General features: G+C 47.9%; 20 protein-coding genes. 11 read left to right on the top strand and 9 right to left on the bottom strand.

Annotated features, from left to right (window positions below; translation table 11 throughout):
• Position 1 precedes the first annotated feature (1 nt).
• From KVT36_RS12670 to KVT36_RS12640, 7 genes are all read right to left on the bottom strand, one after another.
• Entirely contained in the window at positions 2-1,189 is a 1,188-nt protein-coding gene (locus KVT36_RS12670) for an efflux RND transporter periplasmic adaptor subunit (RefSeq protein ID WP_217603869.1), read from the bottom strand.
• Positions 1,167-2,420: a TolC family protein gene (locus KVT36_RS12665; protein ID WP_217603868.1), complete on the bottom strand. Its 1,254-nt coding sequence runs from the start codon at positions 2,418-2,420 to the stop codon at positions 1,167-1,169. The genes KVT36_RS12670 and KVT36_RS12665 overlap by 23 nt, the downstream gene beginning before the upstream one ends.
• The gene (locus KVT36_RS12660; RefSeq protein ID WP_217603867.1) at positions 2,404-4,329 is read right to left on the bottom strand and encodes an efflux RND transporter permease subunit; all 1,926 of its coding nucleotides are present in this window, start codon (positions 4,327-4,329) and stop codon (positions 2,404-2,406) included. Before KVT36_RS12660 ends, KVT36_RS12665 begins: the two co-directional genes overlap by 17 nt.
• Before the next feature lie 2 nt (positions 4,330-4,331).
• On the bottom strand, positions 4,332-5,618 hold the full coding sequence (locus KVT36_RS12655; RefSeq protein WP_217603866.1) for an efflux RND transporter permease subunit: 1,287 nt from the start codon (positions 5,616-5,618) through the stop codon (positions 4,332-4,334).
• Between the two features lie 79 nt (positions 5,619-5,697).
• Positions 5,698-6,105: a hypothetical protein gene (locus KVT36_RS12650; protein WP_217603865.1), complete on the bottom strand. Its 408-nt coding sequence runs from the start codon at positions 6,103-6,105 to the stop codon at positions 5,698-5,700.
• A gap of 237 nt (positions 6,106-6,342) precedes the next feature.
• Positions 6,343-6,555, bottom strand: a complete 213-nt coding sequence (locus KVT36_RS12645; RefSeq protein WP_217603864.1) for a heavy-metal-associated domain-containing protein — start codon at positions 6,553-6,555, stop codon at positions 6,343-6,345.
• Between the two features lie 12 nt (positions 6,556-6,567).
• Entirely contained in the window at positions 6,568-8,829 is a 2,262-nt protein-coding gene (locus KVT36_RS12640) for a heavy metal translocating P-type ATPase (protein WP_217603863.1), read from the bottom strand.
• Positions 8,830-8,964: 135 nt separating this feature from the next.
• Between KVT36_RS12640 and KVT36_RS12635 the strand changes: the two genes are divergently transcribed.
• Together KVT36_RS12635 and KVT36_RS12630 are read left to right on the top strand one after the other, a co-directional pair.
• Positions 8,965-9,639, top strand: coding sequence for an antitoxin Xre/MbcA/ParS toxin-binding domain-containing protein (locus KVT36_RS12635; RefSeq protein ID WP_217603862.1), 675 nt, complete (start codon positions 8,965-8,967; stop codon positions 9,637-9,639).
• 54 nt (positions 9,640-9,693) lie between these two features.
• Positions 9,694-10,173, top strand: a complete 480-nt coding sequence (locus KVT36_RS12630; protein ID WP_217603861.1) for an RES family NAD+ phosphorylase — start codon at positions 9,694-9,696, stop codon at positions 10,171-10,173.
• Here the strand turns inward: KVT36_RS12630 and KVT36_RS12625 are convergent.
• On the bottom strand, positions 10,148-10,744 hold the full coding sequence (locus tag KVT36_RS12625) for an AraC family transcriptional regulator (RefSeq protein WP_217603860.1): 597 nt from the start codon (positions 10,742-10,744) through the stop codon (positions 10,148-10,150). The two genes, KVT36_RS12630 and KVT36_RS12625, sit on opposite strands and share 26 nt — an antisense overlap.
• Before the next feature lie 198 nt (positions 10,745-10,942).
• Positions 10,943-12,268 (bottom strand): sugar porter family MFS transporter, encoded by a 1,326-nt coding sequence (locus KVT36_RS12620; protein WP_217603859.1) that lies wholly within the window; start codon positions 12,266-12,268, stop codon positions 10,943-10,945.
• Positions 12,269-12,448: 180 nt separating this feature from the next.
• On the opposite strand from KVT36_RS12620, the gene KVT36_RS12615 reads away from it, so the two are divergent.
• From KVT36_RS12615 to KVT36_RS12575, 9 genes are all read left to right on the top strand, one after another.
• The gene (locus KVT36_RS12615; protein ID WP_217603858.1) at positions 12,449-13,003 is read left to right on the top strand and encodes a TetR/AcrR family transcriptional regulator; all 555 of its coding nucleotides are present in this window, start codon (positions 12,449-12,451) and stop codon (positions 13,001-13,003) included.
• A gap of 63 nt (positions 13,004-13,066) precedes the next feature.
• Positions 13,067-14,311 carry a beta-ketoacyl-ACP synthase II gene (gene fabF / locus KVT36_RS12610; protein WP_217603857.1) on the top strand — a complete coding sequence of 415 codons (1,245 nt, stop codon included), beginning with the start codon at positions 13,067-13,069 and terminating at the stop codon, positions 14,309-14,311.
• A 643-nt stretch (positions 14,312-14,954) separates the two neighbouring features.
• Entirely contained in the window at positions 14,955-15,569 is a 615-nt protein-coding gene (locus KVT36_RS12605; RefSeq protein WP_089909369.1) for a DUF4255 domain-containing protein, read from the top strand.
• A gap of 12 nt (positions 15,570-15,581) precedes the next feature.
• Positions 15,582-16,769 (top strand): hypothetical protein, encoded by a 1,188-nt coding sequence (locus tag KVT36_RS12600; protein WP_217603856.1) that lies wholly within the window; start codon positions 15,582-15,584, stop codon positions 16,767-16,769.
• 11 nt (positions 16,770-16,780) lie between these two features.
• A complete protein-coding gene (locus KVT36_RS12595) occupies positions 16,781-18,223 on the top strand; it encodes a phage tail sheath C-terminal domain-containing protein (RefSeq protein ID WP_217603855.1) in 1,443 nt (480 codons plus the stop codon).
• A gap of 56 nt (positions 18,224-18,279) precedes the next feature.
• Entirely contained in the window at positions 18,280-18,711 is a 432-nt protein-coding gene (locus KVT36_RS12590; protein ID WP_217603854.1) for a phage tail protein, read from the top strand.
• 3 nt (positions 18,712-18,714) lie between these two features.
• On the top strand, positions 18,715-19,206 hold the full coding sequence (locus KVT36_RS12585; protein WP_217603853.1) for a phage tail protein: 492 nt from the start codon (positions 18,715-18,717) through the stop codon (positions 19,204-19,206).
• A gap of 296 nt (positions 19,207-19,502) precedes the next feature.
• Entirely contained in the window at positions 19,503-19,676 is a 174-nt protein-coding gene (locus KVT36_RS12580; protein WP_217603852.1) for a DUF5908 family protein, read from the top strand.
• Positions 19,676-20,383, top strand: coding sequence for a hypothetical protein (locus KVT36_RS12575; protein WP_217603851.1), 708 nt, complete (start codon positions 19,676-19,678; stop codon positions 20,381-20,383). The genes KVT36_RS12580 and KVT36_RS12575 overlap by 1 nt, the downstream gene beginning before the upstream one ends.

Raw genomic sequence — 20,383 nt, 5'->3', positions numbered from 1 at the left:
GTTATTTGTTTGTAGCAGCTGCTTTAATAAAACTTTCACTATCTACCAGGTAATAAGCATTACGGGCTATGTTCCAGCCGGCAATACTATCGGGCACCTGTATACGCCCGTTGGCTTTAACACCCGTAACAATGGAAATGGGTTTATAAACCGTTCCTTCCTTTTTAAATACTACGGATTGCCGGCCCAGCTGCAACACCGCTGCTTCCGGCAGCCACCAGGCTTTTTTTACCGCCAGGGGAATACTGGCTTTCAGTAAGGCGCCGGCGCTAAAGGGCTGTCCCTGCAGGTATACCCGTACCAGCGTAAAATTTTCCCCGTTACGGAAAACAGGTTGCACCAGGCCAATGGTACCGGTAATAGTTTGATCATTATTGCCTTGTATGGATAAAGACTGACCTTTCCGTACCAGTGCTGCGGTGGCGGGTTCCAGGGCAAACTCGCCTACCAGCTTATCTGCTTTGTAAAGGGTAAATAAATTTTGACCGGCGCTTACATATTGCCCCTCTCTTAATAACACCGGTGAAGTGGTTGTACTGGCGGCAGGTGCAGCCGGCGTTGTATTCATCCCTCCCATGCCATCGCCACCTGCTGGTGCAGATGCGGTTGCAACAACCGGTGTGGACGCTGCCTTATCTATAATATAACCATTAGCGTTACTATAAACTGAAACCCGGTACAGCGGCTGTTTGGTACGGATCACCTGTTCTATTTGCTGTGCCGTCATGCCCAGCAGCAATAAACGTTGCCTGGCGCCATTCAGCAAAGCAGGGTTATCGCCCCCATCCTGTATAAACAGCAATTCCCGCTGTGCGGCCACCAGGTCCGGGGAATATACCTCCATAATCAGCTGGCCTTTTTTTACCGGCTGGTAATTATACTTGATATATAGCTTTTCTATGCGGCCTGCTACCCGGCTGGCAATGCTGGTTTCACTGCGCGTATCGTAGGTTACAGTACCCTGGATCTCTTTGGTAATGCTTCCCTCCCGCTGTTCCGGCTGTATGGAGCTGATCTGCGCCACTACCTGCTCATTTACCGGCTGCAGCAGCGGCGCCAGGCTGCTATCTACGGTATAACCGTGCTCCATGGCAGCATGGTCATGTGCCGGCTGTGGCTTATGCTGTTTGCAGGCTGCTAACAGCAGTGTTATACCAAGGAATATGTTAACGATATAATTCTTTTTCATATGCTACTATCATTTCATAGTACTTCAATTTTTCATTCAGCAGGTCGGATTGGGCCATGGTAAGCGCTTCCCAGGCATCAATGATCACCGGCAGCTCCAGCTTATTTTCCTGGTAAGTTTGAAAATCTGCATCCAGCGTACGCTGTAAAGTGGGCAGTATCTTGTTTTCCGTGGCATGGATGTGCTCCTGCATGGATACAATTTCAGCTTCCATACCATACAGCATGCCCTGTGTTTCCTGCAGCATACCGGCCTTTTCTTTTTCCATAGATTGTACATTGAGCTCCATGGCCTTTACTTCATTCTTATACATTTTGGAAGCCCAGGGTGCAATGGGAATGCTTACCATTCCCATTACGCTGTAAGCCCTTGGCATACCCGTGCCCAGGGGCTGCATATGATCAAAGCGGAACCTGAAATCAGGGCGTTTGCCCAGCTTCATAGCATCAATATTCAGCTGCATGGACTGGATGCCGGCATCCATTTTCTGTACATCTTTGCGGGAGGCGGCCAGTGTGGCGGTGTCGTAGGTAGCAGCTGGTATAAAGGCCGGCGCCAGGGTAGTATCAATATCAAAAGCCTCTGTGCCCGGCCGGTTCATTAAAGCGTTGAGCCATGCCCGTGCCTTATCAATCAGCCCCTCCTGCATATGCATCATGTTATGGTTCTCTGCCACACGGCCTTCTGCTTTATAAATGCTACCCAGCTGTGATTGATTATAGGGGTAGCGTACCTCTGCTATCTTTTTCATGGTTTCCATGATCTGCTGGTTCTGCTCCAGTACCCGTATGCGGGCAGTGGCTATAATCCAGGTGTAGTACAGGCGTTTGGCTTCTGCCTTCAGCTCGTTTAAGGTTACTTCCCGGCTGGCTTTTTCAATATTCCCCTGTGATTCGATATAACGTTTTTTTGCCTGCAGCTTGGACGTGTTGGGAATATCCTGTTCCAGCTGGAACATCAGCGAGCCTTTTTCTGCAGGGCTCATGGTCTTTGCACCGGGGTAAGGCGTCATGAAGGTACCCACGCCTACCATGGGCGCCATCCAGGCCGTAGCGGCTTTGGCGCTGTATTCATAAGAGGCTGCCCTGAGCGCATACACATCCAGCTTTACATTATTACGTTCTATGCGCTGCAAAATGGTATCCAGCGATAACACCGGCGGCTGCTGTGCTGCTGCTGATAACGGCAACCCGCACAGGAATAACAGCGCTGTTCTAATGTTGCGTAGCATATACTTCCAGTTTACCGTATTTGCGTAATTCATATTCTTTTGTTATTAAAAAAATGAGGGGCGTTACCAGCAAAATGTGTGTGGAGGAGGTAAGCACCCCGCCTATCATAGGCAGCACAATAGGCTGCATTACATCCGTACCCACACCAGAGGCCCACAATACCGGTACTAACCCAAACAGCGATACGCATACCGTCATTAGCTTAGGCCGTAAACGCCTGGCGGCACCGGCTACTACATACTCCCGCAGGTCTTCTTTGGTAATGTTATTGCCTTTTAGTTTTACTAACTGCTGCATGGCATCGTTCAGGTAAATGACCATTACAATGCCGGTTTCCACTGCAATGCCAAACAAGGCTATAAAACCTACTGCCACCGCTACTGAAAGATTTACCCCCCAGGCGTAAATAATATAAGCGCCGCCTACCAGCGCAAAAGGCACGGTAATGAGGCTCAGGAAAGCTTCGCGGATGGAGTGGAAAGCGAAATACAGTGAGAAGAAAATGATGATCAACACTACCGGCGCTATCCACATCAGGGTTTGCTTACCGCGGATAAGGTTTTCATACTGCCCGCTCCATTCCAGGAAATAACCGGCCGGCAATATTTTCTTTTCACTGTTGATCTTATCAATGGCTTCTTTTACGGTGCTGCCCAGGTCGCGGCCGCGTACATTGAACATTACGGCTCCGCGCAGAATGGCATTTTCAGAAGTGATCATGGGCGGACCGTCTTCAAACTGCACATCCGCTACCTCGCTTAATGGAATTTCACCAAAGGCAGGAGAGCGTAATGGAATACGCTGGATCTGCGCTACGCTGTTCCTGAAATCCTGCGCCAGCCGTACACTGATGGAGAAACGGCGGCGGCCTTCAATGGTGTTACCAATGGGTGCGCCGCCCAGGGCTACTTCTACTGTTTGGTTCACATCATCCACACTTAAGCCATAGCGGGACAGGGCATCCCGCTTTACGTTAATAGCTAAATATTTACCGCCGGTAACCGGTTCCACATACAGGTCCTGCACACCGGGGGTGCCTTCCAGCGCCTGTTTTACCTTTGCTGATACGGCTGCAATGGTATCCAGGTTTTGCCCGAACACTTTAATGCCTACATCTGTACGCACGCCGGTGGCCAGCATGTTAATGCGGTTAATGATGGGCTGCGTCCAGCCATTTACTACGCCGGGGATCTGCAGCTTGTTATCCAGCTCGTTGATGATATCTTTTTTAGTAAACCCTTTGCGCCACTGTGATTTAGGTTTAAGCATGATGATGGTTTCTATCATGCTGATGGGCGCATTGTCTGTGGCTGTGCTGGCGCGGCCGGCCTTTCCCAGTACTTTATCTACTTCCGGCACCGTGCGTATGATCCTGTCCTGCACCTGCAGCAAACGTTTGGCTTCTGCATTGCTTACATCCGGTAAGGTTACCGGCATAAACAGGATGCTTTGCTCATCCAGCGGCGGCATAAATTCCGTACCCAAACTTTTTAATAAGGGAATGGAAATAATAAGGGCCAGGATGTTAATGGCCAGCGTGGTCTTACGCCAGCGCAGCACCCAACGGATCACCGGCTCGTAGATCTTTTCCAGCAGGCGGTTTACGGGGTTGGCATTATCCGGCCGGAACTTTCCCTTCATGAAAAAAGAGATGAGCACGGGCGCCAGAGTGATCACCAGCACCGCATCCACCAGCATAATAAATGTTTTGGTGAAGGCCAGCGGGTGAAACAGCTTGCCCTCCTGCCCGGTGAGCATAAACACCGGCAAAAAAGAGGTGATGATGATCACGGTTGCAAAGAATACACCCCGTGATACCTGCTTGCTGGATTGTTCTATCACTGCCAGGCGCTCCTCCTCACTGATCCAGCTGGGTGTTTTGCGAAATATTTTTTTGAATAAGCTCATAGTTATTTTTTTGTTTGATCCAGGTACGCTGCATACCGCTCTGCCAGGTGTTTGTAGGCATTCTCGCTCATAATGATGCCATTGTCTACTATCACCCCAATAGCCAGCGCAATACCGGTTAAGGACATAATGTTGGAAGAAATACCAAAAGCATTCAGCAGAATAAAGCTGGCTGCCAGCGTAATGGGGATCTGGATAATGATACTGAGCGCGCTGCGCCAGTGGAAGAGGAAAATGATCACCACGGCTGATACTACGATCATTTCTTCTATGAGCGTGCGTTTAATGGAGCTTACAGATTCTTTAATAAGCGTACCACGGTCGTACACAATATCAAACTTCACTCCTGCGGGCAGGCCTTTAGCCACTTCCTTCATTTTAGCTTTTACGCGGTCAATGACGGCATCTGCATTTTCGCCATACCGCATTACCACAATGCCGCCTACCCGCTCGCCTTTACCATCCTGGTCAAAAATACCCAGGCGGGTTTCGCCGGTCATCTGTACGCTGGCAATATCTGCTACACGAATGGGAATGGAGTTCTGGTTCTTTACCGGTATGTTGCGGATCTGTTCTATGGATTGCAGGTAACCGCTGGTTTTGATGATGTAACCAATGCCGCTCATTTCAAATTTGCGGCCGCCGGATTCATTGTTATTGGTGCGTATGGCGTTGATCACATCTGTTACACCCAGCTTATAATAAAGCAGCTTATTAGGATCTACTGTAACCTGGTATTGCTGCTGGGCGCCGCCAAAGGAAGCTATTTCACTTACGCCAGGTACATTTTGCAGGGCAAATTTCACGTACCAGACCTGGATAGCGCGTTGCCCGCCCAGGACCACATCCGGCGCATCCAGCGTATACCAGAGAATGTGGCCTACACCCGTACCATCCGGGCCCAGCGTGGGTGCTACGCCCTCCGGTAACTGACGGGTAATGGTACTTAGCTTTTCGAGTACCCGTTCCCGTGCCCAATAGATGTCTGCATCATCTTCAAAGATCACGAAGATGAAGCTCATGCCGGACATGGAGGAGCCGCGCACATATTTCACTTTGGAAATGCCCTGCAGGCTGGTTACCAGCGGGTAGGTAACCTGGTCTTCTACCAGCTGGGGACCACGGCCCATCCATTCCGTAAATACGATCACCTGGTTTTCTGACAGGTCGGGAATGGCATCTATGGGATTTTTTTTGACGGCAAAAAATCCCCAGGCAAATAATGCAGCTGCCAGCACAAGCACTATAAAACGGTTACGTAACGACCATGAAATGATCTTATGTACCATAACATTAAGTAAAAAAGTAAAAGGAAAAATTAAAAAGGGAAAGATCCCGTTAAGAGAGATTAACGGCGTTGGGGGTATATCAGATGCGGAAATTACAGTTGAGCAGGAAAACAGATGTATTGCCAGGGTCCGGCGGCGCCTGCGCTACAGGAAAGGTAACTGCCAGGGAAGCTACCGGCATAACCTGTAAAGTATACATTGTTACAGGGGTGGCTTCTAAGGCCAGAGGAACCATAACCCCTGCAGTTGTTGCCGGGTTGTGATGGTCTTTTTTCAGCTTTATTTCCTTGTACTCATCCTGACAGCATTTCTTTTTGCTGGTATTTTTGGCGGGCAGCTTCATACCACAGCCCGCGCAATGATCCTTTATGCTGCTACCCAGCTCCCATGATACCAGCTTGCCCATGCAGTAATGTAACTGCACAGTGGCGCCCATGGCGGTGCTCATGTAAAGGATGGTTAATATAACAGCAATGAATCGCTTCATAAGAGAACAAAGATACTATTTTTTAATACTTACAGGCGGCTGTATAAAAAGAATGTAAAATCATAAATGCAAAATTTCAAACCGACGAAGGAGGTTCACAGAGGCCATTTAAAAGACTTTATGAACGAGATAAATGTAAAAGTAGAATACCGCGATACCGTTTACAGGCTTGTGCTCAGGGCATTTTACTTTTACATTTATGATTTAAAATTTTACATTTTACATTCTTTTAGCTGCTTATATATTTTCTGCTTTATAGCCGGCCTGCTGTAAAGCCTGGATCACATCGGCCCCGGTGATGGTCTTATCTGTAGTGATCACCAGTGTTTTGTCGGGGTTTTGTGTATCCACGGTCCAGCTATCTTTACCTGCTACTGTATCCAGGAAAGGTGTTACGGTTGTTATGCAACCGGCACATTTAATGTTTGTCTTGAATTTTAACGTTTCCATACTATTATGCTTTTATAATGTTGACAATTTTAACCGCAGGCTATTGCTGACCACTGACACGGAACTTAATGCCATGGCCGCACCGGCAATCATCGGGTCTAATAAAAACCCGTTGAAAGGATATAAGATCCCTGCTGCCAGCGGAATACCTATGATATTGTAAATAAAGGCCCAGAAAAGGTTTTGCCGGATGGTGCGTACTGTTTTGCGTGACAGGCGCAATACTTTGGGCAGCGTGTTCAGATCGGAGGTAATGAGGGTGATCTTAGCTATATCCATGGCAATGTCTGATCCTTTGCCCATAGCAATGCTTACATCTGCCTGGGCCAGCGCATGGCTGTCGTTAATACCATCGCCCACCATAGCCACTATTTTACCCTGCTGCTGCAGCTCTTTTACAAAGGCGGCTTTTTCTGCGGGCATTACCCCGGCTTTATAATGCTGCACATTTACCTGCTTAGCTACGGCGGCGGCAGTTTGCTCCTGGTCGCCGGTGAGCATGTACACCGCTATACCCTGTTGCTGTAGGGCGGTAATGGCTTCTTTGGAGGTAGCTTTTATTTTATCTGCAATAGCCAATACAGCTACCACTTCCGCGTTAGCAGCAAACGCAATAACAGTTTTAGCAGATGCCTGCCAGGCCTGTGCTTTGGCTGCCAGGCCTGCATTCATTTGAATGTTATGGTCTTCCATGAAACGGAGGTTACCTATGCGGTAGGTGATCCCTTCATACACGGCGGCTATTCCTTTACCTGTAATGCTGGTAATGTTATTTATGCCTACCGGCTGTATGCCCTGCTGCTGCAAACCATTTACAATGGCGGTTGCCAGCGGGTGTTCTGATTGCAGCTCCATAGCCAGCAATACCTGTTTCCAGGCTGCGGTATCGTTTATGAAATGGGTATCTGTGAGCGCGGGCCGGCCTTCTGTAATGGTGCCGGTTTTATCCAGGATAATGGCATTTACCCGGTGGGCCAGCTCCAAGCTCTCTGCATCGCGGATAAGCATATGGTGGCTGGCGCCTTTACCCATCCCTACCATAATAGCGGTAGGTGTGGCCAGGCCCAATGCGCATGGACATGCAATTACCAGTACGGTTACTGCGGCCAGCAAGCCATGCGTAAAGGCATGTGCGCCACCGGCTATCATCCATACACCAAAAGTGAGAATAGCAATGCCTATTACTACCGGTACAAAAATACCGGCTATTTTGTCTACCAGCTTTTGCACCGGGGCTTTACTGCCCTGCGCTTCCTGCACCATTTTTATAATGCGGGCCAATACGGTATCCCCTCCTACTTTTTCTGCCCGGAACTGGAAGCTACCCTGCTGGTTAATGGTGCCGGCAAAGATGTTATCGCCGGCGGTTTTGCCTACGGGCAGCGGCTCTCCGCTGATCATGCTTTCATCTATATAAGATCCGCCACTGATCACTACACCATCTACCGGGATCTTTTCGCCGGGTTTTACCAGTAGTATATCCTGCACTTTTACCTGGGCAATAGGCATTTGCTGCATATGGCCGCCTGGATGTACTATGGTAACGGTTTGGGGTTGCAAGCCCATCAGCTTTTTAATGGCGGAAGAAGTGTTGGACTTTGCTTTTTCTTCCAGCAGCTTGCCCAAGGAAATAAATGCAATGACCACTGCGGCAGCCTCAAAATATACATGCGCATGCAAGCCGCGCTGGTGCCAGAAAGCAGGGTATACTGTATTAAATACGCTGAACACCCAGGCAATACCAGTGCTGAGCGCTACCAGTGTATCCATATTAGCTTTGCGGAAGCGGGCCTGTTTCCAGGCATTGATAAAGAAACTACGGCCAAAGTAAAATACTACCGGCGTAGCCAGTACCAGCATGATCCAGTTAGCATAAGGCATGTTCATAAAAACCATACCGATCACCACTACCGGCAGCGCCAGCAGCGATGACCATATAGTTCTTATTTTCAGCTTTTGATAGTATTGCTGTTGGGCGGTTTCTTTTATTTCCTGCTGGTTAGCAATATCAATTACCAGGTCGTAGCCAATGGAGCGAACGGTATTTTGTAAGGATTCCGGGGTAGCTATGTTAGGATCATATAATACCCAGGCGCTTTGGTTGGCAAAATTTACGCCGGCATCCTGCACACCGGCGGCTGTTTTCAGCATAGACTCCACGCTGATGGCGCAGGCCGCACAGGTCATTTCCAATACCGGAAAGGTATCTTTCCTGAGCGCCGCGTTAACCGCTGCGCTGCTTTCTTTCTGCCTGCCTGTTGTTATGGTTGTCATCTTACCTTCTTTTATTTAATGCAAAGTTACTGCCTCCTATGGGCAGGCCTCTTATACTATAAAGGGGAAAAATTTTAAGATTAGTTGTTGGAAAAGCGACAAAAAGGGGGTAGATTTGGGTAAAATGTACGTTTTATGAAGGCGGAGGGTGATACATCTAAAGCAGGGAATACCTCTAAATCAAGGGGTGGTATGGGTGATGCCTCAAAAACAGGTAAAGAGGGGGATGTTCCATCAAAAGCTGGTAAAACTAATCCGGTAGCGCCTATTGAGCTAAATTTATCCGGCCAGGCACGCCTGCACATTTATCCCAAAGCCAAAAACAGCAGCTCTATTGCTAATAAGGGAGGTGATACCAGTGGTATGTGGGATGACCAGGATAGAGTTACATGGTATATACTAGGCGGAAATTTTGAGGCGGATGAAGCTCTTATTCCTAAAAATGACATGGATTATGTAGAGCTTAGCTTCCTGGGTTTGCCTAAGGTTTGCCTTACAAACATTGCCAGGTTTATGAATATCCCGATGAGGGAAATGGCGGATCTGGTAGATCTGTCCACCAAAACACTAGAACGAAAAAAACTTGACGACCGCATGGATAAAGTAGTCTCTTCACAAGTCATTGAAATGGCGAGCACATTAGCCCACGGTATGAAGGTGTTTGAAGATCAGGACAAACTGAACCGCTGGCTGTCTAAAGATAACCGCGCCTTAGGCGATAAAAAGCCGCTTGAGCTGCTGGGTACCCCTACGGGTATTAAGCTGGTCAACAATATTTTAACCCGCATTGAAGAAGGTATTTTCTCCTAAACAAACATATCTCTCTCTCATTAACCATATTCTCATGATCGAAGTTGTATTGTCATGACTGTTTACCGCATTGTAAAAACCGCAGAAAGGGCACAAGACCTCTCTGGCAAAGGTGCTTACCTGGCCGGCGGCCGCTGGAACTCAACCGGAACCTTTATGCTGTATACCAGTGAAAGCCGGTCGCTGGCACTGCTGGAAAACCTGGTGCATTATGACCAGCCGGAACTGCCGCCCCGCTTATATACTATGGAAATTGAGATTGCAGATAATGCCCCCATCTACACGCTTTCCGACGATAAATTAATTGAAGACTGGCGTCTGCCGGAAACCCTGGCCCTGCGCAGGATCGGGGATCAATTGTTTAAAGACAAGAAATACCTGGGTTTTAAAGTACGTTCTGCTGTGTTGCCAAATGAGTTCAACTATTTGCTGGATCCGCTTTTTCCCCGTTATTATGACCTGGTGAACGTTGTGAATTATGAGCCCTTGGAATTAGACCGCAGACTTTTTAAACCTTCTGAAAAGGATAATTAGTATTACGTCCTGCCCGCTCTTTACGGATCTTTATGAAATAAGATGGGGTAAGGCCGGTTAATGCCTTGAACTGGCGGGATAAATGCGCCTCGCTGCTGAAGCCTAAACGAAAAGCAATGTCAGCCAGCGTAGCGGGTGTGTATATTAAGAGCTCCTTTACCTTCTCAACCCGGTAGGCCAGGATGTATTTTTCCAGCGTGGTATCTTCTGCTGCTGAAAAAACAGCGCTCAGGATATCATAAGAGCGTGATAATTTTTCTGCTACCCATTTTGAAAAACGGAACTGCGGCGGGAAATCAAATTCACCGGAGTATATATAAGTAACCGCTTCTTTTACCTGCTTAACCAGCTGCTGGTTTTTATTTTCCAGCAGGCTGAAACCTAAGGGTTCCAGTGTTGCTGCAATAACATTCAGATCGGGTGGTGTAGCGGATTGTATGATTGCGCTGCCCAGTTCAACATGGGATACCTGCAGGCCTGCTGCAGTAAGCTCCTGTTGTACGGTAGAGATACAACGCGGGCAAACCATTCCTTTAATATGTAGTGTATAAGCCGGCATAATAGTATACAAAGGTCCGGCGTTGGGTTTATATAATTGTTACATAATTACGGGGAAAGATTACATAATCATTAGCATAAAAAAAATGACCTGCGGGTGTATTTACCAGCAGGTCAATTTTAATTACGAATTATCAATTACGAATTGGGTTTTACGTTTGGAATGCTACACCTGTAACTGCTAATTGCGTTAATAAATGATTGATACTTTTTACCGCAATACTATTTTTTCCAGCTCTTCCAGTGATTTACCCCTTGTTTCCGGCAGCATTTTTACGGCAAATAACAGGTGTAACACCATGGCTACGCAAAAGAAGCTGAATGCCAGGGTACCGCCAAAAGGCAGCTCTGCCACAATAGGAAATAACCAGGTCATTACAGCGGCCCAGAACCAGTGCGTAAAGCTGCCCAGCGCCTGCCCTTTGGCACGCACGGAGTTCGGGAAGATCTCTGCCAGGAATACCCATATTACAGCGCCCTGTGAAAATGCAAAGCTGGCAATAAAACCTACCAGGTAAACAAGCACCAGGTAACCGCCAAAATCATGCAGGTAAAAGGCGCGGGCTGTTAATCCCAGGAACAGGATCATACCTATGGAGCCGGCTATCAGCAATGTTTTTCTGCCAAATTTATCGATCACAAACATAGCGATAATAGTAAACACCATGTTGGTAACGCCTATGAGCACCGCCTGTAACAGGGCGGTATCGCGGGCCAGGCCCGTCATAGAAAAAATACGGGGCGCATAATACATGATGGCATTTATACCGGAGAACTGGTTGAACGTGGCTAACAGGATAGCACACATGACCGGGAAGGAGAATTTACGCGTAAATAATTTCTCTGTATGCCCGCTGTTCTCTGCTTTCAGGGACTCTGCAATATCAGTTACAATTACATCAGCATCCGCATTACCTAATGTAAGCAATACTTCACGCGCTTCCGCAGTACGCTGGCGTTTCATAAGCCAGCGCGGGCTTTCAGGTATCAGGTATAATAATACCAGGAACAATAAAGACGGAACGGCCTGCACGCCTAACATCCAGCGCCATGCATCGGTAGCTACCCACTTGTTAATAAAGTAATTGGAAAAGTAAGCGAGCAATATACCCAGCACAATGTTAAACTGGAACAATGCTACCAGCCTGCCACGCAGCTTGGGCGGCGCTATTTCTGAAATATACATGGGCCCCGCTACGGAAGATGCGCCAATACCTAAGCCGCCAATAAAACGATAGATCAGGAAAGCCGGCCAGGAGTGCGACAGGCCGCAGCCTAATGCAGATACAATATAAAAGATGCCTACCAGGATCAATACCTTTTTACGGCCGTATTTATCCAACGGAATACCGCAGCCAATAGCGCCAGCAATGGTACCTATTAAAGCAATGGAATTGGTGAACCCGTGCCAGAAACCATCCAGCTGAAATACTTCTTTAATAGCCTGCTCTGCACCGGAGATCACCGCGGTATCTGCCCCGAATAACAGTCCGCCTAAAGCGGCTACCAGGCAGCCGGTAAATAATTTTTTGTTCATGTGTGGGTTGATTGATTAACGTTGATCCGTTCCTGTTGTACAGTGGAATTTTACGGGATAAGATACACATTATTTTATCATTTTCTTATATATAGGCGGGAGCCCTGAAACCGGGCTGAAGGCCCCGGCATTTGCTTACTTACTAATTAGTCAGTATATTTGCAGCCTGAATGCTGCTTTATGGCTGACACCACTAAGGAAAAGATCATTGACCTGGCCGATCATCTGATCCGCACAAAAGGTTTTAATGCCTTTAGCTATGCCGATATTTCGGCCCCCCTGGCCATTAAGAACGCGGCCGTTCATTACCACTTCCCTACCAAGGGCGACCTGGGGATCAGCGTAATTGAACGGGAGCTGAAAAACCTTGCCCTGCACATACGCAAATGGGAAAAAATGCCGGAGGACCAGCAGCTAAGAAAGCTCATAGATGTATTTCAGCAGCGCTATAAGCTGGGCACCATTTGCCTGGTAGGTTCCTTAACACCGGATTATGATACGCTGCCGGCGCCTATGCAGGCCAAGGTACAGGAAATGTGCACCGGCATATTACAATGGATGACGCAATGCCTGGAAAAAGGCAGGGCGCAGCAGCGCTTACATTTTGAAGGCGAAGCATATGACCGGGCCCTGATGGTGCTTTCCAACCTGTTATCATCATTATTATTTTCACGGGTATTGGGCGGCAGCACTTTTCAGCGCATGAGCAAACAGCTGGCCAAAGACCTGATATAACAACACTTTACAATTACACAGGCAATGGCCTGTACAAAATCATAAACCATCAAACCACTTCAGATGAAAAGAGCAGTTATTACCGGATTAGGGGCTTTAACGCCTATCGGCAACAATGCAGCTACGTTCTGGGAACGGCTCAGCGCCGGCAAAAGCGGTGCGGCCACGATCACCAAGTTTGACCCCAGCCGCTTCCGCACACAGTTTGCCGGGGAAATAAAAGGTTTTAATGCGCAGGATCTGCTGGATAAAGGAGACATCCGCAAAAGCGATCCCTTTACACAATACGCAATGGTTGCTGCAGATGAAGCTATTAAAGATTCCGGCCTGGACTTCAGCAGCATGGATCCATTTGATACCGGTGTTATCTTTGGCTCCGGACAGGGTGGTATGCAAACTTTTGAAGAGCAGGTTAAAGAATATACACAAGGCGGTTTTAACCCGCGCTTCAGCCCCTACTTTGTACCTAAGCTCATTGCCAACATGGCGGCAGGTATGATCTCTATTAAATACGGCTTAATGGGCATTAACTACACAACGGTTTCTGCCTGCTCTACTTCCAATACCGCTATTATGGATGCGCTGAACTACATCCGTTTGGGGAAAGCCAAAATGATCATTACCGGCGGCGCTGAGGCGCCCATAACAGAAGCATCGGTAGGCGGTTTCTGTGCTATGAAGGCAATGTCTACCCGCAACGATGATCCGGCTACTGCTTCACGGCCCTTTGATGTGGAGCGCGATGGTTTTGTGATGGGTGAAGGCGCCGGTGCATTAGTGCTGGAAGAATATGAACATGCCAAAGCAAGAGGCGCACATATTTATGCAGAGGTAGTAGGCGCTTCCATGACGGCAGATGCGTATCACATGACAGCTACGCACCCCGAAGGCTTGGGCGCTTTACGCGCTATGCAGCTGGCATTGGAGGATGCAGGATTAAATGCAACACAGGTAGATTACCTGAATGCGCACGCCACCTCCACCCCTGTTGGCGACCTGAGTGAGATAGCTGCTATTACAAAACTGTTTGGCAGTGACCCTTCCCACTTACACATCAGCGCTACCAAATCCATGACCGGGCATTTATTAGGCGCAGCCGGCGCAATAGAAGCTATTGCCTGCATCCTGAGTATAAAATACGGCGTAGTACCGCCTACTATTAACACTACAACATTAGACCCGACTATACCTGCAGGCATGCAAATTATTACCGGGCAGGCCATTGAGAAAAAAGTAAAAGTAGCTATGAGCAATACCTTTGGTTTTGGCGGCCATAACGGTATTGTGGTGTTCAGGGAAGTGGTGTGATGTATGACTTTATCACCGTCATTGCGAAGCATAACACGGCTTTGTGCGGAGCATGCTGAAGCAATCTCCTGCCTTTCATTCAGGGGATTGCTTCTTTATACTGCGCCTCACAATGACGACAATGCGCTTATGCAATAGCCTTATTTGTTTAGCGGCATGGCACAGGAAGCGCCAGGGCAGCAGGTATCACGGGTATAAGCAACAGCAGCCGCTTAACAGAGTAAAATAAATTTTGTAGTAAAACAAAACTATATATTGTACGCATTCACTTTCATAGCGTGCAACTTTCATTCAACTTTCTGTGGCGGAAAAATTTTTCATCAAAAATTGGAGAATTAAAAAATTGTCGTAATATTGCCACTGTGCTGTTGACATTGGCGCAGTAATGGTTGACCTCCAAAAATCAGATTGTTTACTTCAAAATAGATTGTTTACTCCAAATCACTCGTCAGGTTTTTAAATATCAGCTAGGTTTTACTGGTTCCCCAAAGTTGTGTAGCTAAAGCTATATGATGTTTATTGTTGTTATTGCTATGTCCTGCCCAAATGGACATATGTGATATCGTGTGCACCACAGATCAAATCCATTCTTTTTATCCAATTAATTTATTGGTATCACTTGACTATTAATCCCAATTGATAGATGATTCGCACCTCACTGGAATTTATTAAAAAAGAGCTGGAAGCTTATATAGTGGAACGTGAGCAGGACCCTGCAAACTACAGCGCCGGCAACGTTGTGGAACTGAAGCCGCTCATAAAGCCTACCGGTGAATTAAATGTTACCGACACCACGCACGTTACCATTATGATGGCCGGCGTGGAAGAAGAACGCCGTGAAGGCAAACGCCCCTACTATGTGCCTACGGACGATAAACAGTTCATGCGTCTGAATCCCCCGGTGGAGCTGGACCTGCTGATATTGTTCATTGCACACAACGGCCACTATGAAACGGCGCTGCGCGATCTTTCAGACGTAGCCAGCTTTTTCCAGGCTAACCCCGTATTTGATCAGCAACGTTACCCCGCATTGAACGCAAGCGTTACAGATCCTGTGAACAAGCCCTGGCAGCTGATTGAGCGGCTCACCTTTAAGCTCTATAATCTTTCCTTTGAACAGCAAAATAATTTATGGGCTATGCTGGGCGGCAAATACTTCCCCAGCCTGGTGTATAAAATGAATATGCTTACTGTATTTGATACCAAAGGCAAGGATAAAACACCCGGCATCAAAGAACTCAACTTTAAAGAAAACTAACGCTTGTTATGTATGAATGGCATGCAGGTTAAATACACCGAACTGTTTACTTTATCCGTAGAACAATTGTTTTACACCAATAAAGTATGTAAGCAATACAAAGCAGATCCTGTTACGGATATAACGTTTGTGCCTACACCGGAAAGCCGTGGCATTATGAGCAGCATGGACCTGCTGTTTAAACCCACCCCAACTAACGGCGGCTTTACCCTACTGGCCAATATATTTGGGCAAACAGCCGGCGGCAACGACCTGCTGCGCTTTGCCGCTAAAAAGGGCAACAAGCTCACTTTCCTGGCATTGCTTAAAAACCCGGAGCTGTTAAACTTTGATGAGCTGCCGGTACAAACCGCCGCAGATCATATCTACTACTTCAGCAACAGCGTAGTGGATGCTGCTGCCACGCGTAATAATTTGCACCTGAGCAAAGCCGCTACCGGCGCAGCAGAACCGGATACTATTAAAACCAGCAATGCGGCCTACACCTTTCACAGTACTACACCAGTAGCACCGGGTACCGCCATCATTAAACATTTACTGAGCGGCGCCAACCTGGGTGAAAAGAATATTATTACGCAAAGCGGCGCTTCTGATGTGATGTTCGATCTTACGCCTTTACCTTCCGGCATTTGCCAGCTGTGGATCAATCATGTGCAGGAAGATGAATTCTATTTTCCCGGCAACATCAGTACCGGCCCGCTGTTCGGCGTGGTAGAAATATCCCTGTCCGCTTTACTGGATGCAAATTACCGCATTATTGAGGCCGACCGTTCCTTAACGCCGGAGCGCCCGCAGTATAAGATCCGCCTGGTGAACCGCCCCACCATCTGGCGGTATACCCTGAGCCTGCAGCCTAACAGCCCTTTGTTCCTGGAAATGGCCGGCATGAGCCCTGCAGACAAAGCGGCTTTCCTGAACCAGCTAAACATTGTAAGCAATGATACCAATATCCATTTCCACCGGACCACCACTACCGATACTGCTATTGAGATGGTATCGGACAACGCGCTGGCCCTGCAGGAAAACTATTACTCCGCTTCCAGCGCTACCCATGATACCTTAAGCCTTACGCTTAAAAAATATATTGGCGATCCGGCCAAAGAGGCAGTGGTAAGGGCTAACCTGCCCTACCCTGCTACCGGTGCCATTGATACCGCTAACGCCCCATTCATTTACTCTGACATTTTTCTAACACTTTAACTTTTAAAAAAATGGCAACTTACCGTTCCCCTGGTGTTTATGTAGAAGAAATAGCCTCCTTTCCACCATCCATTGCAGAAGTAGAATCTGCAGTCCCCGCATTTGTTGGTTACACGCAAAAAGCTGATTCGCTGGGAACCGGCGACCTGCTGAAAGTACCTACCCCCATTAGCAGCTGGGGCGAATATGTAACTTACTTCGGCGGCCCTGAAAAGGAAGATGGCGCGAATATTACGATAGCTGTGAATGAACTACGCACCGGCACTGTGACCACCGGTTACAAGGTAACTGTTACCCCCAATGCAGCTAACCTGCGCAAGCACATTCTTTACCATGCCGTAAAACTGTTCTTCGCCAACGGCGGTGGTAAATGTTACATTGTATCTGTAGGCGATTACGGCACAGCGCCTACCAAGGGAGATCTGGAAGCAGGCCTTGACCTGGTAGCCCTGGAAGATGTACCGACCATACTGGTAGTGCCCGAAGCCGTGTACCTGGCTTCTGATGGGGAATTCCAGAGCATTAATTCAAAAATGATCGACCAGGCATCTACCCTGAAAGACCGTTTTGCAGTGCTGGACACCAAGGCTACTACGGTTCCTAAAACACCATCTTCTGTACAGGCAGATGTAGATGTTGCCATTTCCACCATCCCCGTAGGTGATACTACCCGTTATGCAGCAGTATACTATCCCTGGGTGCGTACTGCTTACACCTACGCATTTGATTTTGACAACCTGCAGCTGAATGATCATAAAATAAACGGTGTGGATGCTACCGGTGCGGATAATAAAGAAGGATTGCTCTCTGCCCTGAAAGCAACCGCCTCTACCCTGTATAATGCTATCCAGGCAGAGTACAGCAAATACACCATTGCACTGCCGCCATCTGCTGCTATTGCTGGTGTGTACGCCAGAACAGACCGCGACCGCGGCGTATGGAAAGCCCCTGCCAACGTAGGTTTGGTGGATGTAATAAAACCGCTGGTGAACGTATCACGCGGTGAGCAGGACTCCCTGAACATTAACACCACCAGCGGCAAATCCGTGAATGCTATTTTAAGCATGCCCGGTTTTGGCACCGTGGTAATGGGCGGCAGAACCCTGGATGGTAACAGCAATGACTGGAAGTACATTAACGTACGCCGCTTCTTCAGCGTAGTCGAAGAATCCATCAAGAAATCCACCAACTGGGTAGTATTTGAACCTAATACCGCCAGCACCTGGACCAAGGTACAAGCCATGATAGAAAACTACCTGTTCCTGAAATGGAGGGATGGTGCACTGGCCGGCGCTAAACCGGAGCAGGCATTCCAGGTAAATGTAGGTCTGGGCAAAACCATGAACTCCGTGGATATACTGGAAGGGCGCATGATCGTGGAAATTAAGATGGCTGTTGCAAGACCGGGTGAATTTATAATCCTGCAGTTTGTGCAGATCATGCAAGCCTCCTGATAAAACGGTTCACAGCACTTTATTCAACAATTACTAAAAATTAAATTCTTTATACAATGGCGTATCCATTAACGGTTTTCCATTTCAGCGTATCCTGGGGTGGAGATAATATAGGTTTCTCTGAAGTAAGCGGCTTATCACAGGAAGTGCAGGCAATTGAGTACCGCGACGGTTTAATGTCCGGCACTACCCTGCCGCTGAAAAGGCCAGGTTTGAAAAAGGCGGGCAACATTACCCTGAAAAAAGGGATGGTAACTGCTAACATTGAGCTGTACAACTGGCTTAATAACAGCGGCCAGCCTAACGTAGAGCGCCGCGACCTGGTAATTACCCTGCTGAATGACGAAGGCGCGCCCGTATTTATATGGAGCATAGCCCAGGCATGGCCGGTGAAATGCGAAGGTCCGGGCTTAAAAGCTTCCGGCAACGATATTGCCATAGAGTCAGTAGACCTGGCGCACGAGGGCATTACATTAAAAACCGCCTAAGCAATGTCGGCTTATTATCCACCAACGGGGTTTCATTTCCGCGTTGAATTTATGGGCGTCAGCGGAGCGGATAGCGATACGGAACAGCGCTTCCAGGAGGTCAGCGGCCTTTCTTTTGAAGTAGAAACAGAGGAGCTGCGGGAAGGCGGTGAGAACCGCTTTACCTACAAGCTGCCCAAAAGGGCCAAGTATCCTAACCTGATCCTGAAGCGCGGACTGCTTACCAACACTGCGCTGCTGGATTGGTTAAAGGATGCGCTCAAAACCTACTTCACTGTAGTGATCTATGACTTTAAACCGGCAGACCTGGTAATAACCTTACTGGACGAAGCCGATTCACAGGTAGCCGTATGGAAAGTAGTACAGGCTTACCCGGTGAAATGGAGCACTGCAGATCTGAAGGCTACGGAGAATGCCATCCTGGTGGAAACAATAGAGCTGGCGTACCAATATTTTGAGCGGCTGCCTGTTGAGAATACGGTTTTTAAAGGCTAAAAGCGGAAAGCAAAAAGCAGAAAGCAAAAGCCGTTTGTTGCTAAGCGTTTTACTGGTTGTGTTATGCGGAAAGCAAAAGCAAAAACGGTTTGCTGTTAAGCTTTTTACTGGCTGATAGTAGTGCTGTATGCAGCAGGCGTAAAGCAGAAAGCAAAAGCCGTTTGTTGTTAAGCATCTTTAACAACAGGCAGTAATACGAAAACAGAAAGTCTTTATAGCATTTTTTAATAGTTGAAAGCGTATTCCAAAAAGCTAAAAGCTTTATACTTTATGCTTTCACCTTTAAGCTCAAAAAAATGGCCGTACAAATCAATGAAGTCATCATTAAAGCGGTAGTAGATCCGCGGCCGGACACCCGCAGCACGGGAAGCACCAATCCGCCGGAATGCCCGCCTGCTGCTGCCGGTAACAGCGAGAACGAACTGGCTGAAAAAATTCTGGAAATCCTTCGGGAGAAAAAAGAAAGATAATGGACGATCAAAGCCTGGCAAAACTGCCCTTTAATCTCAAGATCATTCCAATAAATGATACGGGTTTCCCAATTGGTATCCCCTTTATTGCCATGTTCAATCCTGAGAATTTCACCATTCATGAGGATATTGACTGGCTGGCCAACTGCCCGCCCGGCGCACAGGGAGCCAACCTGAAGTATAAAGGCACCAAACCCCGCACCTTTACCCTGGAATTTACTATTGACGGTACCGGCGTAAACACCAATGGTGTAAAGATACCGGTCACTGCGCAGGTAGCGCTCTTCCGCGCCGCCACTACAGGTGTGAGAGGCGCCCTGCACAAACCGGCTTTCCTGCTGGTGCAGTATGGCCTTTTTATCTGCACCTGTGCGTTAAACAGCTCTAACGTTACCTACAGCCTGTTTGACTTTACCGGCCTGCCCATCCGCGCCAAGATCAGCGCCTCCTTTACAGAGCACACCGTGCCCACCCTGAGCGATATACTGGGCATGTTATCATCGCCCGACCTTACGCATTACAAAACCGTAAAGGAAGGCGAGCTGCTGCCGGTGCTCACGAACGGGATCTATAATAACCAGCTTTATTATTTGCAGGTAGCAAAGGTCAATAAGCTGAAGAACTTCCGGAAGCTGGAGGCAGGCACCAAACTAAAGTTCCCGCCAATAGACAGTAACAACGGTTCCAGTAAAACTCAAACATCGTAA

The sequence above is a fragment of the Chitinophaga sp. GbtcB8 genome (genome assembly GCF_019091455.1).
GTDB lineage: Bacteria > Bacteroidota > Bacteroidia > Chitinophagales > Chitinophagaceae > Chitinophaga.
Note: the sequence above shows the minus strand (reverse complement) of the source record. Positions and strands in the feature narration are given on the sequence as shown.

Excerpts from the sequence above, each read along its gene's own strand:
- fabF (WP_217603857.1), top strand. The coding sequence starts at position 13,067 with ATGAAAAGAGCAGTTATTACCGGATTAGGGGCTTTAACGCCTATCGGC.
- KVT36_RS12645 (WP_217603864.1), bottom strand. The coding sequence starts at position 6,555 with ATGGAAACGTTAAAATTCAAGACAAACATTAAATGTGCCGGTTGCATA.
- KVT36_RS12670 (WP_217603869.1), bottom strand. The coding sequence starts at position 1,189 with ATGAAAAAGAATTATATCGTTAACATATTCCTTGGTATAACACTGCTG.
- KVT36_RS12655 (WP_217603866.1), bottom strand. The coding sequence starts at position 5,618 with ATGGTACATAAGATCATTTCATGGTCGTTACGTAACCGTTTTATAGTG.
- KVT36_RS12650 (WP_217603865.1), bottom strand. The coding sequence starts at position 6,105 with ATGAAGCGATTCATTGCTGTTATATTAACCATCCTTTACATGAGCACC.
- KVT36_RS12600 (WP_217603856.1), top strand. The coding sequence starts at position 15,582 with ATGAATGGCATGCAGGTTAAATACACCGAACTGTTTACTTTATCCGTA.
- KVT36_RS12635 (WP_217603862.1), top strand. The coding sequence starts at position 8,965 with ATGAAGGCGGAGGGTGATACATCTAAAGCAGGGAATACCTCTAAATCA.
- KVT36_RS12660 (WP_217603867.1), bottom strand. The coding sequence starts at position 4,329 with ATGAGCTTATTCAAAAAAATATTTCGCAAAACACCCAGCTGGATCAGT.
- KVT36_RS12630 (WP_217603861.1), top strand. The coding sequence starts at position 9,694 with ATGACTGTTTACCGCATTGTAAAAACCGCAGAAAGGGCACAAGACCTC.
- KVT36_RS12640 (WP_217603863.1), bottom strand. The coding sequence starts at position 8,829 with ATGACAACCATAACAACAGGCAGGCAGAAAGAAAGCAGCGCAGCGGTT.
- KVT36_RS12595 (WP_217603855.1), top strand. The coding sequence starts at position 16,781 with ATGGCAACTTACCGTTCCCCTGGTGTTTATGTAGAAGAAATAGCCTCC.
- KVT36_RS12620 (WP_217603859.1), bottom strand. The coding sequence starts at position 12,268 with ATGAACAAAAAATTATTTACCGGCTGCCTGGTAGCCGCTTTAGGCGGA.
- KVT36_RS12605 (WP_089909369.1), top strand. The coding sequence starts at position 14,955 with ATGATTCGCACCTCACTGGAATTTATTAAAAAAGAGCTGGAAGCTTAT.
- KVT36_RS12580 (WP_217603852.1), top strand. The coding sequence starts at position 19,503 with ATGGCCGTACAAATCAATGAAGTCATCATTAAAGCGGTAGTAGATCCG.
- KVT36_RS12575 (WP_217603851.1), top strand. The coding sequence starts at position 19,676 with ATGGACGATCAAAGCCTGGCAAAACTGCCCTTTAATCTCAAGATCATT.
- KVT36_RS12665 (WP_217603868.1), bottom strand. The coding sequence starts at position 2,420 with ATGCTACGCAACATTAGAACAGCGCTGTTATTCCTGTGCGGGTTGCCG.
- KVT36_RS12615 (WP_217603858.1), top strand. The coding sequence starts at position 12,449 with ATGGCTGACACCACTAAGGAAAAGATCATTGACCTGGCCGATCATCTG.
- KVT36_RS12585 (WP_217603853.1), top strand. The coding sequence starts at position 18,715 with ATGTCGGCTTATTATCCACCAACGGGGTTTCATTTCCGCGTTGAATTT.
- KVT36_RS12590 (WP_217603854.1), top strand. The coding sequence starts at position 18,280 with ATGGCGTATCCATTAACGGTTTTCCATTTCAGCGTATCCTGGGGTGGA.